Here is a 14,064-nt window from a genome sequence, read left to right on the forward strand (position 1 = left end):
ACCTCTATCGGTTAATCGTGTAGTCACGAAAATGGAATTCTTCCTCGATATAATTTTGCATCACTTGCTACAAATAAAATTATGACTTAGATCGTCAATAATTAAATTTATCTATAATTTAACTTTATTAAAACTTATATTTCTAAAACATTTCTCCCTTATTCCATTTAGAGACTTTATTTCGTACCATCTTATTATTCTGCCAGGTCTTAATAGTTGTTGATTGAATCTATCAGAAATTAATAAATACATCTAAAAATCATGGTTATCCCTTTGTTAAACGCCGTCCTTGCGGGATAATTAAAGGAGTATGGCTGACGGGATCATCAATAATGACACAATCGAGTCCAAAAACCTCAGAGATTAATTTTGTCGTAATAATCTCACCGGGCACGCCTTCCACCACAATCCTCCCCCCGGCCATCACAATCAGATGATCTGCATACCGGCAAGCCTGATTCAAATCATGAAGCACTGCGACGAGTGTATATCCCGATCCTTGATTAAGATTACAAAACAAATCAAGCAACTCAATTTGATGAGCAATATCAAGATAGGTTGTCGGTTCATCCAGTAATAACAATGGCGTTTGTTGAGCCAACACCATGGCAACCCAAACCCGTTGGCGCTGACCACCTGAAAGTTCGTCAACAACACATTCAGCAAGCTGTGTTACACCGGTTACATCCATTGCCTGGCGTACCGCTTCATAATCCTTATGGCTCCATTGACGCAATAACCGCTGATGGGGAAAACGCCCGCGCGCCACTAAATCAACAACTTTGATCCCTTGAGGAGCCTGCACACTTTGCGGTAATAATCCTAACTGACGAGCCAAAGCGCGCGTCGGTATAGTGTGAATATCATGACCATCAAGGCAAATCCTGCCATATTCTGGGCGCAGAAGACGACATAAACTTCTCAACAGCGTAGATTTACCACAGCCATTAGGGCCGATAATCACGGTAAAACGGCTATCAGGAATACGCAGATTCAGTTCATCACAGACGACATGTTCACCGTAACCCAGGCGCAATTCTTCCACACTCAAACGACAAGGTAACAAAATACTTTGGTTATCATGTTTTGGCATTAGTGTTGTCATCAACTCTCTCACAAAAACGGGATTAATCAGTCCGCATCAATATTCATATAAATGCAGACTGCAAGAGGATTATTCAGTGCTAAATAGAAACCCGTATTCAAAGGATATCTATACCCGTCATCTTTCAAGTTGCCTCTTTGTTGGCTGCACTCACTCACCCCGGTCACATAGTTTGCTATGCTCCCGGGGATTCGCTCCCTTGCCGCCGCAATGCATCTTGAAATCCATTGGGTATATACCCGTCATCTTTCAAGTTGCCTCTTTGTTGGCTGCACTCATTCACCCCGGTCACATCGTTCTCTATGACATAGTAATCTATGCTCCCGGGGATTCGCTCCCTTGCCGTCGCGATCCATCTTGAAATCTATTGGGTATATACGCGTGGAATAATCTTGGCAGGATCGCCCTAAGCGGTATATCGCTATCCTGTGTTTTTGCAAACAGTATCAAAATGCCATTGATAGTCTCTGATATTTTAGCGATTTGAGCCGCACTATAACGATCTGAACGATAATTAAACAAAATACGTACCGTTTCTTCACCTGCAATCATCTCTTCCATAATCTCAAAGTGAAGCCCTAGCAGAGATTCCTGCTTTTCCAAAACAACCTGTTGAAATGCAATATGGCTTCCATCCAACATATGGAACTCACCGCTCAAACTATTTTTCGCATGTAACTGAATATATACCTCGAACAAATGATCTTTTCCTTGATCTGCGTGGCCTGATAACGCTTCTTCAATCAGATCAATGGGGATATCGGTATAAGGTAGCGAATCATTGATATTGCTCTTCACCTGAGTGATAAGATCAGTAAATGTCATTTGTTCAGTAAAACGAACCCTGTGTATCACAAGCGTAGTAAAATAACCGATAGTATCAAAGAAGCTCGCATCATCACGTCCCGAAGCCGATGTTCCCACAAGAAGATCATCGGTTGCCCCCAATAAATTAAGCGAGGCAACAATACTGGCATAAAGAATATTAAAGAATGAAGCGCCATTTTTTCTGGCAAGTGACTGCAAACCTTGAGCCACCACTTTTTCAATCTCAAACTCAACACCTTCACAAGAATTCGCCTGCCCAGATAACTCGCTGACCGCATTTTTAAAAATGGGTTCTCCGCTTGGCGCACCCCGTAAATTATTAACCCAATAATCAAGATGAGACTGATTCATTCCCTCATCATTTTGCCTGATTGCATATTGATAGAATGGTAAGGGTTGCTCTTGCCACGCTGGTATCTCATTTATCAGCCTGTATTTATAAGCATGTTTAAGATCTTCCATAAGCAAAGCAACAGACCACTCATCAAGTGACACATGATGAAACAGCATGGACAAAAACTGCTGTCCTGAAACGTTATCGGTTACAAATTTAATGCGCAAAGGAAGTTCTTCGGATATATCAAACTGATACTTTCCCTCTTTTTTTAATATTTCTTCTGAGGAAAGTGCACCATATTCGCGAGAACCCCAAAACCACTGATAGTTCGATAAATCCTGCATTGGGACGACACGTTGATAAACTTCACCCTCTTTCTCATAAAATAGGCTACGCAATACAGAATGTCTTTGCAGTACATCAAAAAAGGCTTGCTGGAGTACCTGCTCATTGATATTTGCAGAAAATTTTAAAATAAAAGGTAAATTGAAGATATCGTTGAAATCAAATGCCGCATACGCTTTCCATAGAGATTTTTGCGCAAGAGACAAAGGTGCAACAACCGAAATATCTTCTTCAGATTGTTCTTTACTCAACTGATTTTTGTTTTCATCAATAGGATCATGACATTGCGCATATTCGGCAAGTTTCAACGCTGTCGGATAACTAAAGAGATGGTTAATATGAATCTCTATGTTATGTAGGCTCAATAATCTACCTATCACGCGGGTGCCAATAAGTGAGTGCCCGCCATGATCAAAAAAGTCATCACTGACTGTCATTTCTGGCGAAGAGAGCGCTTGTCTGAATTCATTTAAGATAATATTAGCTATTTTACGATGGCTATCGCTTCTATCCGTTGCTTCATGTTCTTTTTGCTGTTTAGCAACAGTCAGTGATATATCACTGATATCTCCATGTTTTTTCTTCGTTGGAAACGAAAAAATAGACGTAAGTTTTGGTGCGATAGCAACATTTTGCTCATGAATAAATGTACAAAAACCTTCTAACAGAAATGCGCCGATATGTGCAGACACTGACGGAGCCGTTATTAACTCAAAAAACCATTGTTCCTCATTTACATTTCCGGCAGCCAACGAGATATCAAAATGGGCGCTCAACGGTGGAATGGATAATAACTCAACAATTACATCATTCAACCTAAGTGATGACTGGGATTCATTAATCCAAGTCACCAGAATATGTGGGTTATCCTGCCCATACTCTACTTCATTGCTAGCTTGTGGATTGCCACTTTCTATCTGCCTTGCAATATCGGCAATTATTCTGCCAAGGCTTCTATCATCCTGGCACACACGCAACGACGTTAATGCTGAATAGAAAAATTGGCTATTGAGTTCATCATGTGTATATTCTGGGTCACACGATACACTGACATTCACATCCAAATGAGAGCCTATCACTGCAATATAGCAACCGAATAATGCCACTACTGTTGCTAGTGCTGAATATGCTGTTTTCTCCGTAGGTAAAAATGGAGCAAATGCATCAACATTGATTGTAGTACGATATCTGGTCACAAGACGATTATGAAGAGAATCATCAAGATAACTGATTTTACCCGTTTCTTTGATCAACACGCTCTTGGTGGTATCGGATTTATAGAGCCAGGGAATGCCTATTTTTCCAGACTCACATGATAACCATTTAGCCGGGATACCCTTTTTAAATAAATCTTCCTGTCCAAATCCGATGGTCTTCAAGCCATTATTATAGGTATCCGAAAGCATAGTAAGCATCTGCGACAATGACACGGTATTTCTCAGAATATGATGCACAATCACACCCAAAATAACCCCATGCTTTCCATTCATAAACAACATAAATTTGACCGGTGGATGCTCATCAAGCCCGATAGGTTTACATTGTTCCTTGAGTAGCCTATTTATCGCTTCTTCATCAGACTGAACCTGATAAATTTCAACAGGAGAATTCGCGGTTGTATCGCAATATTTACGCAAATCGCCTTCATCATCAAAACGATACCTAACATTAATTCCAGCTATATCTTGAGTAAGAAACTCTAATGCTCTGATAAGCCGACCTATGTTGATATTCCCTGTTAGCGACCAGGCACAAGCAAATTGACCAGAAGCATCAGGCTCTTGTTGATGATGAAGCCACATCATCTCTTCAAATTCAGTTAAATCCTTTTCAGTTTCCTGGACTTCCGAAGATGAGTGACCAACAGCATGGGCATGAAATACTTCATCCAGCAGCAATGCTTCATCATCTGTCAGTAACCGCTTAAACTCTCTTGCCATATTCCCGCCATTCCCGCTTCTCCAGTCAACGCTGGGCTACATATAATCTTTTGCCATTTTTCGGACAAAGTGATCCTACTCATCCCCCTGTCCGGTTACTTATTTTGAGTTACTGTTCCAATTTGTTGATTAATCGCCTTAGAACTTCAATTCAAATGTCGCACCGATCATTCTCGGACGCTGATAAATTGCTGAATTAACGTTATTATCTGGAACTAATAAACGTTTATCGGAGTCGAACAGATTCTGAGCAAATAATGTAGCACGCCCCCACTTGAAGTTATAACCAAGCTGAAGGTTAGCTATCCAATATGCTGAGATTTTCCCGCTGGCAGAATTGTCATATTGAGAGTAATAAGTATCTGAGAACATAACATTACCGCTAACATCAATATCCTCTGTCAATAAATATCTAGCCAAGAGGTTTGCGGTATATCCTGGAGCGCGAGGTAATTTATTACCCTGAATACCGCTCTCTGAAAAGCTTTTAATCTTCGTTTTCAGCAAGCCGAGACTACCGTTTAGCTCAAGTTTTTCGACCGGCTGCCAGCGGGCACCAACTTCTGCACCATACGTTTCAACCTGACCAGCATTACGTATCATGGTTGCATTTGGCCCCAGATAGTAAGGCAACTGCATGTCCTTATAATCGTTATAGAAAAGATTAGAGGTGAGTTCCAGCTTACCATCCATCAGGCTGTTACGCGTATAGAGGCTGTAGTTCCAGACATATTCAGGATTATAGGTATAATTAGGATTACCGGTATAAGTATTATCAAGGATAATCCCGGCACCACCTGCGTTATAACCTCTACCAACAGCTATCCCGACGGTTTGATCTTTCTGCGGTTTCCAAGCGATATCAATTTTAGGCAGAAAAGCGTTATAGGTTTTATCAAAATCAATTTCTACACGTTCGCGTCCCCCTCCTTTACGCGTTCTATGTTCACGTTCAAAGCGGCTTGATAAAGTTACATCAACCTCGGGAACAACCGTGTAGGTCAGGACAGTATAGGCAGAGGCTGTTTCTGTTTTATCATTAAATTGGCTGCCCCCGAAAAGCTCGATAGACTCATCCTGTTTACCATAGAAATAACGCACACCCGCCAAACCACTCAGCCTATTATCAAGACCTTGAAAACGGATAAGCGGTTCAAATTCTACCTCTTTGCCATCAGTATCCGCTTTTGGAATTTTAGACGAAGTTAATCTGTGATAAGCAAGATCGGTATAAATCAATTTATTTTCCAAGCTAATGGTATCTGACAAAGCCCATGAAACATCCCAGATCCCACTGGTCGTTTTTCGTTCTACAACTGGCCTGAATAGCTCATGCCTTAAATTAAGAGTATGCCTTGGATTGTATGCTTCGTTCTGAGGAGCACGACTATCAAGATGGTTAACCGTTAATTTCGTGGATAACTCAGGAATAGCCAGTGGTTCAAACAGCAACTTCGCGCGGACCGTGGTTGATTCAATTTTGTGCGGATCGCCAACGGGATCATAAGAAACCAAGTTTGCAAAGCTATCGCGATCTTGACGATCGACACTAAGACGGAAAGCCAGTTGATCTTCAATCAAAGGACCCGAAGCCATCGCGGCAACTTGCTGATAGCCCTGATTTGCGAAACCACTTTTGATTGCGCTCTCCCAATAAAAGGTAGGATCAAGTGACTTAATGATCACCGCGCCTGCAATTGCGTTCCTTCCCTGAATATAACTCTGTGGATCACGAAATACCTCGACACTTTCTACATCCCACAAAGATTGCGTACCAAAAGCTAATTCATTATAGGTAAATGAGCGCCCATCAATAGAGACGTTGATTCTAGGACGCGTTCCACTCAGGAAAGCCATCCCACCTTGTGAAGGGCCTGAACCATCAACGCCGCGAACGGCGGGAAGAGCGTTACTAATACCATTATCAACAACGTTCGGCGTCATTTGCAGCAGCGTGTTAACATCAGGATTAGGAATAGCTTTCATTTTGCGAAGATTATAAACCTCGACACTTGAACCACTATCATAAATAGTGCGGTTAACTTTCTCTCCGGTTACCACTAACACATCTTCTTCTGATGATAATGCCTTGGTATTTCCTTTTTGGTCGTTTTGTGTGTTCTTTTTCTCTGCCGCAATAGCGTCAGTGCCAGTCAGCGCAATGGCACCGAAAAATAAAACACTAAAAGTACCTACAAAACGCGATTTTTTAGTATGTTCTGTTTCTGATGCATCATGTTGCAGAATTGAGTGCAACTTATTCATTCATTTTTCTCCTTTAGCCAGCTTACACGAAATAGTTTTAACCGATTAATGAATTAAATCGTGACATTGCTGACTGGCAGACCCCAGTCTGTAAAAAACATGGTGCGATTTAACCCATGTTAATTTCGTTTGGAATAGTTTTTCTATATTATTATTAACTTTCGGTGTTAATTTATTATAACATTTCTTAAATAGTAATAATTATCATAACAAGGTGTATTATTGTATGTAAATAAAAATCATTATCACTAAATGTGATCAATACAACAGAAAAATAAATTTAATATATAAAACAATTTTTTATTTCAAAGAAATAAAAAAAGCGAAAGATAACTCGGTAAAATATGTGGTTTTAGGAATGTATTTAGCCAGAAAGAAATTAACTGAAAGTATATCCCTATATTTTATAGAATTATTTCAAGCACAAAAAACAAGCAAACTAGGGAAATAAAGAAATGATTCACAGCCTAAGTTAGGAATATAAATAACGAAATTCTTCCATCAATCGAGAAAGATAAAGAGTCCCAAATAAATTTATACCTGTTATCTTTCAAGTTGCCTCTTTGTTGGCTGCACTCACTCACCCCGGTCACAAAGTTCTCTATGACAGAGTTATCTATGCTCCCGGGGATTCGCTCCCTTGCCGTCGCGATCCACCTTGAAATCTATTGGGTATACAGCGGTTTTTGCTAAATTTGCCGGGAACGGGTCAGCAACCAAATCAGATAAACTCCGCCAACAAGCCCCGTCATAAGTCCAATAGGTACTGCCGCTTTTAAAGGCAAAAGCTGTGTAAACAGATCAGCTGCCAGCAAAAGGCAAGCGCCCATTAGCGCGGCACTGATGACAGGCATATTTCTCGAACGAGTCAGGCGAACCACAAGCTGAGGTGCGGCCAAAGCAACAAAAGCAATTGGTCCTGCTGCACCAGTGGCAAGAGCGGCTAACACTACAGCACAGAAAATCATGATAAGACGAACGCGTTCCACCTTGATACCGAGCTGACTGGCAATATCATCCCCCATCTCGATAATATTCAATTTCCTTGCCGTAAAAAGAACCAGAGGTACCAGTAATACAACCCCCGTTAAAACAGGAAAAACATGTCCCCATGTACGAGCATTAAGTGATCCAGCAAGCCACAAATTTGCCATCACGGTATTATCCAGATTTCCTTTTACCAGTAATAAGCCATTTAGGGCAGTTAACACTGAACCCACACCAATACCCGTTAGAATAAGACGATACCCACCTATTGAACCAGATTTTAAAGACAACAGATACACTACCGCTGCGGTCAGAACGCCACCAACAATAGCAGCAATCGCTACCTGCGCCGCATTATTATCAAATAAAACTATCTGTATAATTGCCCCCGTCGCCGCTCCTGTTGTAAAACCAATCACATCTGGGGAACCCAGCGCATTCCTGGAAATGGACTGAAAGACCGCACCAGATACCCCCAGGGCCGCACCAACAAAAATTGCGGTTAACACTCGAGGTAAACGAATATCCATGATGATCTTTTCGCTGACAGTACCGGAGCCAGCCCCCCAAAAAGTACTGATAATTTGTTCAATGGTGATATTGAATTTGCCGATAGTCATAGAAAAAACCGCTAATCCCATAATCAGCAGCAGCATGGCACAAGTCACCATGAGGTTTCTGGGAACGAAAACAAGAGACATCTTTCCTTGTCGCCAGACCTTACCGGAAATCTTAACCTCAGTTTCGCAATAATTCCGTCTGCTCATAATTGGACAATTTTCCATTTTCTGACAAGGAAAACAAAGAACGGCCCTCCGATTAGCGCCACCATAATGCCAACACTAATTTCTCCAGGATATCCTACGACTCGCCCCAGGCTATCAGCAGCGACCACCATAACCCCAGAGATAAGCATAGAATAAGGAAGTACCCAACGATAATCAGGCCCTGCAATTAAACGGGCGAAATGAGGCGCTGTCAGGCCGATGAAACTGATAGGCCCCGCCGCTGCGGTTGCGCCACCAGATAACATAATGATAGCCAGTGCAGACAGAATCCAGACTTTGGTTTGATTAACACCCAGTGATTTTCCCAGATCATGACCAAGTGCTACTGTATCAAAAGACTTTGTCAACATTAAGGCAATCATCACTCCTGAAGCCACCAGAATAGAGATAGGAAAAAGGACTTCATAACCTCGCCCTTGAAGTGAACCCACCACCCAGTGCCGGAATTGATTAAATACCTCATCTTCACTGTTTATGGTGATAATCTGGGTGACAGCAAATAATACAACGGACAAGGCTGCGCCCGCCAATACCATTCTTACCGGGTTCAACCCATGCTGGATTCCCCCAAGTAAATACACAGCACAACCCGCAATGGCCGCCCCAGCCAGACCAAACCACATATAACCAACAACGTCGTAAACACCCAAAAAAGCAATTGCCGAGACAATGGAAACCCCGGCCCCGGCATTAACACCCAGGATACCCGGATCAGCCAGTGGATTACGGGTAAGCGCCTGCATAATGGCGCCAGCAACCCCCAACGAACAACCAACGATAATCGCCAGCAGAGTACGAGGCACTCTCAGGTAACGAACCAATAAATGTTCACTATTGGCAGGATTAAAAGCGGTGAATGCCTCCCAGGTGACTTTTATCGTGACAGGACGGGTTCCAACAAAAAGACTAAAAACTGAAAATGCTACAAGCAATAACCCACAAATCAGCAACCCTTTTCGTTGAAATCTAAATTGCCGGTTATGGGATTGCTCACCAGAATTAGCAGCTGAAAAAATCGGTTTTCTCATGTCCAGCCCAAACAATGAAGCTATTTCGCTTTCTACTTATTAATGCCAAACCGTTTAACAATGCTGTCAGCAATTTCTTTTGCACTGTAATAGTCAATTCGAAACGAATTCACACCAAGGCCATAGACTTGCCCTGTTTTGACCGATGCCAAATTAGCGAGTACCGGATCTTTTAAGAACTCGGTAGCTCTGCTATTTCCTGCGCTTAAAAGAAACGTCGTGGGTGCGGTTAGCTGCGTAATATTTTCATATTGTGCCCAAACAAAATCGCCGGTTTTATTTCCACCGTTATGCCAGGCAGGATCTGCCGGCTCGATAGTAAATCCAAGCTGTGAAAGCAGCAAAGCATGTGGACTTATACTCGTTGATATGGGGTTAACCGTTCCTGGCCCCTCATAGCTGATAATATTAACCTTACCTTCGGGGATTGCAATTTTTGCCCGACATTCAGCAAGATAATTATCAAAACCAGTAATTCTGGCTGTAACTTTATCTTCAAGCCCTGTCGCCTCGCCTAATTCAGTCGCCAAACCTTGCCATGTCTGTTTACCATAACCTAAGATAATCGTAGGCGCGATTTGTTTAAGTTGTTCTACCTGAGCATATGCAGAATCAGCGCCACTCATAGAAACCACAATCAGATCGGGCGCAACAACATAAGCCATTTCCAGATCAATATTGCCGGCTTGCCAAAGCTTTTCAAGTCCCCGTTCTTGAGCAACGCTGTCCCATTGAGCGAAAAATTTCCCATTCGTAGCCGTTGCACTTGCGACTACGGGAGCATCAATTGATAACAGTATTCCTGTTATCGAAACAGTGGTCGATAAAATACGCTGGGGTTTTGCGGGGATAGTGGTGATAGAGCCATCAGCATTTTTAAAATCTCTTGGCCAAGAAAGGCTTTCCGTCTGAGCTACATTTTTTGCATTTGCAGCACAAACAGTCCCCCCAAATAAACTGACCAGAGTAATTACCAAGCCATATACAAGGGTTAACATCGATTTCATTCTGGCGTTCTCAGATAGTGATTGTGGTTCAGCGAGACAAAAACTTCGCATACCCATTCAGATAATCCAAAGTGGACGTAATGTATCATTTTGTCTAATATCCGACAACGAGATTAATAATGATTATCATACACAATAACGATGATCACGAAATACGTCACATTATTGTTGTATCGCACAACAAATGTTTCATTTTCTCAGTAATAAAACCAACTCAGATCTCAGCCAGAAACAATAAATGAAAAATGGTGCTCAAACAGGAGAGTGAATGTCATGGGAATAAATAGGCAATTATGCGTTGACTTGTTCAGATGGGAATATCGTGGCTCAACATTATGTAAACACCTATCACAAGCATAGAAGAGAGTTTTTCCATTTTTTTATACCCAATAGATTTCAAGATGGATCGCGACGGCAAAGGAGCGAATCCCCGGGAGCAGAGATAACTATGTCATAGAGAACTCTGTGACCGGGTGAGTGCAGCCAACAAAGAAACAACTTGAAAGATAACAGGTATATTCTATTTTCTATGATGAATTCATAAGGTTTATCCAATGTCAAATATCGCTCAAACTTCTAGCTGGATTCCATTGACACAGGCACAACAATATTACTGGCACGAGTTCAGCCTGCATTCCGAAAGAGTTGTTTCGACTGTCGCGCACTATCTGGATATTCAGGGTAATGTCGATCAGGAAGCACTTTGCAAAGCAATAACAATGATGATTAGTGAAACAGATGTGCTCTCTGTCCGTTTTCAGCTCCGTAAAGAAGAGCCGTTTCCTTTACAACAACCGAATCAAGCCGCCACACCACAGCTAAAATTCATCGACTTACAGACGCAACCCGCCCCCTTTCAAACAGCATTACAACTTATGCGGACCGATGTGGAATCTCCGCTGAATTTATTAACTCAACCGCTATCCGCTCAGTGGCTATTCAAATTAAGCGAGTCTCATTATCTCTGGTACAACCGCGCTCACCATATTCTTCTTGATGGATTTGGTATGGCACTTCTTGAACATCGTTGTGCGCATTTTTATTCGTATTATCTTGGTAAGAAAACCAGTTCTGATGCTTCCTTTCATTCACTCAGCTGTTACCTCACGGAAGAACAAGAGTACTGTAACAGCGATCAATATGAAAAAGATCGTTTGTACTGGCAAAATTATCTTTCACCTGCGAGCCTTACAACCATGGATATCGCCCGTGCCGACTATAGTACCAAGCACCATTACGCCGGCTGTGCGCTCTCTAGGGATATTGTTACAGGCTTAACACGTTTATCGGCTGATACAAGGATCGCCTGGCCAGATCTGTTAGTGGCACTTTCAAGCATCTACCTGCTTCACTATTTCCCTGCACAGACACAAAATAATGAATATTCAATGCCGATATGGCTACCCTATATGAATCGCCGAACCCGTTTCAGAACCAATACACCGGCATTAATGACGAATATTCTTCCCTTATTGATAAACACCAACCCGGATGAGACATTAGAAAGCTTTTTGAAAAAGACAATCAACGCACTTCATACTCAACGGACTCATGCCAGATATCGTATAGAACAAATTTTTTTAGATCACAATCTACCTCAAGATACCCGTTATTTATTTTCTCCACTCATCAATGTACTACCTTTTGACTCACCCAATTTTGTCGATTGCCAGGTTAAACGCCATATACTCACCAGCGGACTCTATGACTGCTTTAGCTTTAACATTATCTACCGCGGGAAAGTAGATGCTGGAGAATTAATTATTGATCTTGATGCTGACTCATCAATGTTTAGTCAAGAAGAGGTTGAAAACCATCAGAAAAACCTGACTGATTTTCTACAAAAAGTGCTCACAGGAAACTGGCTTTTCCTGCCTATAAAAGCGCTTTATTGTTGACATCCTCTGAAAGTCGGGGCAACCCTACCGTTGCCCCCCCCCCTTTTAACGCCTGTTTTTTATTAGCTTTAATCATCATCGGATATTTTATTTTGCGTTTAATCAATATTGATTATACTCGCCTTTTATTTTTTCGGATAATCAACACCTTTTTCAGCGCTTAAATTCTGCCAAATTAACCTTTTTATCTATTTTTTTCACTGCATTGTTTTTATTATTTTCTTCGTAAAATAACAGCGATAAAATACTTAAATATTATCTTGTCAGAACAATATTCTTTTTCTCACTTATTTGTTTTTAATTCTTTAATTAATGGTTAATCAACTTTAATTTAAAGGTAATTAACATCATTTTAATAAATCGCACTTATAATTAAATCTATCTTTTATATAAAAAATTTAACTACTATTTTCGTGATTTTAAATAGTCATGGCAGGTTAAATCGCTACTGCGGCAGACAGAAGATGAACTAGCAAATTATACACAATCACAAGCTAACAGAGAAAAAATCCCAGCTCAATGGCTGGGATATAGATTATCACAACATTAAACTAGCGCCATACAATAAACCATCTTGATTAAATTGTAGATGTAATACGTATTTCTGATATTCGTATTTTATCCAGCTATTAATGTAGCCAAGGAGCATATCTATTTTCCCTCCTCCTCTCATTAATGGCTCACCCAATATTTGGATGACATTTTCTTCATTCCATCCATCTCGGATATTAAGCAGTAGATTTCCTTTAAAATTTGCGTAACCTTCACTGTTATCAAAGTAAAAATGAATATGGTTCAATAATCCTTGTCGGAAGCCTATCTCTATTCCTGAATGTGCAAAACTATAATACGTTGTCTGCCCAATGGGATCATTATATTCCAAAGGAGTTTTTGATATTTCAGCCTGCTCTCCAATCGCTAGCTTAAGTTCATGAAATTCCTTGGATGATTCCGTAGTACCAAGGGCATTGGTAAATTTAATCCAATCAACAATCATTTAATTACTCCTATCTGACTATTGAGCTCTATAATTTTCTTAACTGCATTATCAACCAACTTAGGATCATAACCACGTTCAATCATATTAGTTCTTAGAGCATCAGTATCGCGACATACTGCACCACAGAGATTCATTGCATCTTGTTGAACTTGCAACGGAGTATTTTTTCCCCTATAAGTTGGCCCAGCAGAATGAATATCTTTGGGAACTTCTACAGCTGTCGCATTTTGATAAAGGTTTTTTTCTTCATCTTTTTTTAGAGGACGCCCCAATTCATTTTCTTTTGCTTTCTTGAGCGCTGCAAATGATGGGATATGATCATGTTCTAGCCCATTTCCAACGACCTCACGGGATTTTAATTCCTTATAAGAACCAACATCAAGCAGCTTCACTGCCTGAATCTCATCACTAGGTAGTGTCCCTTAATTATATAATCTCCGGCAAAAGAGTCGAATACAGCCTAATTTCACCATCGACAGATAGTTTCGTGCTGTTTTTTCATAGCGTGTTGCAATACGTCGATTACCTTTCAAAAA

At 41.0% G+C, this 14,064-nt stretch carries 9 protein-coding genes and 1 pseudogene; 1 reads left to right on the forward strand and 9 read right to left on the reverse strand.

What is annotated here, in order from left to right:
* Positions 1–265: 265 nt before the first annotated feature.
* The 6 genes from EAE89_RS13285 to fepB form a co-directional block, all read right to left on the reverse strand.
* Positions 266–1,105 carry an ABC transporter ATP-binding protein gene (locus EAE89_RS13285; protein ID WP_420849765.1) on the reverse strand — a complete coding sequence of 280 codons (840 nt, stop codon included), beginning with the start codon at positions 1,103–1,105 and terminating at the stop codon, positions 266–268.
* A gap of 315 nt (positions 1,106–1,420) precedes the next feature.
* Positions 1,421–4,555 carry a condensation domain-containing protein gene (locus EAE89_RS13290; RefSeq protein ID WP_214086032.1) on the reverse strand — a complete coding sequence of 1,045 codons (3,135 nt, stop codon included), beginning with the start codon at positions 4,553–4,555 and terminating at the stop codon, positions 1,421–1,423.
* 138 nt (positions 4,556–4,693) lie between these two features.
* A complete protein-coding gene (locus tag EAE89_RS13295; protein ID WP_214086033.1) occupies positions 4,694–6,820 on the reverse strand; it encodes a TonB-dependent receptor in 2,127 nt (708 codons plus the stop codon).
* A 689-nt stretch (positions 6,821–7,509) separates the two neighbouring features.
* Positions 7,510–8,574: a FecCD family ABC transporter permease gene (locus EAE89_RS13300; protein WP_214086034.1), complete on the reverse strand. Its 1,065-nt coding sequence runs from the start codon at positions 8,572–8,574 to the stop codon at positions 7,510–7,512.
* Positions 8,571–9,623 (reverse strand): FecCD family ABC transporter permease, encoded by a 1,053-nt coding sequence (locus EAE89_RS13305; RefSeq protein WP_214086035.1) that lies wholly within the window; start codon positions 9,621–9,623, stop codon positions 8,571–8,573. Before EAE89_RS13305 ends, EAE89_RS13300 begins: the two co-directional genes overlap by 4 nt.
* Positions 9,624–9,655: 32 nt before the next feature.
* Positions 9,656–10,687: a Fe2+-enterobactin ABC transporter substrate-binding protein gene (gene fepB, locus EAE89_RS13310; RefSeq protein ID WP_244866440.1), complete on the reverse strand. Its 1,032-nt coding sequence runs from the start codon at positions 10,685–10,687 to the stop codon at positions 9,656–9,658.
* Positions 10,688–11,184: 497 nt separating this feature from the next.
* Here fepB and EAE89_RS13315 point away from each other — a divergent pair, with 497 nt between their 5' ends.
* On the forward strand, positions 11,185–12,528 hold the full coding sequence (locus EAE89_RS13315; protein WP_214086036.1) for a condensation domain-containing protein: 1,344 nt from the start codon (positions 11,185–11,187) through the stop codon (positions 12,526–12,528).
* A gap of 538 nt (positions 12,529–13,066) precedes the next feature.
* Here the strand turns inward: EAE89_RS13315 and EAE89_RS13320 are convergent.
* The 3 genes and pseudogenes from EAE89_RS13320 to EAE89_RS13330 all read right to left on the reverse strand — a co-directional run.
* Positions 13,067–13,525, reverse strand: a complete 459-nt coding sequence (locus EAE89_RS13320) for a hypothetical protein (protein WP_054477695.1) — start codon at positions 13,523–13,525, stop codon at positions 13,067–13,069.
* Positions 13,522–13,920 carry a hypothetical protein gene (locus EAE89_RS13325; protein ID WP_054477693.1) on the reverse strand — a complete coding sequence of 133 codons (399 nt, stop codon included), beginning with the start codon at positions 13,918–13,920 and terminating at the stop codon, positions 13,522–13,524. The genes EAE89_RS13320 and EAE89_RS13325 overlap by 4 nt, the downstream gene beginning before the upstream one ends.
* 30 nt (positions 13,921–13,950) lie before the next feature.
* Positions 13,951–14,064 (reverse strand): annotated as a pseudogene (locus tag EAE89_RS13330) (IS5/IS1182 family transposase); the annotation flags it as partial.

Source organism: Photorhabdus heterorhabditis (genome assembly GCF_018448905.1).
Taxonomy (GTDB): Bacteria; Pseudomonadota; Gammaproteobacteria; order Enterobacterales; family Enterobacteriaceae; genus Photorhabdus; species Photorhabdus heterorhabditis.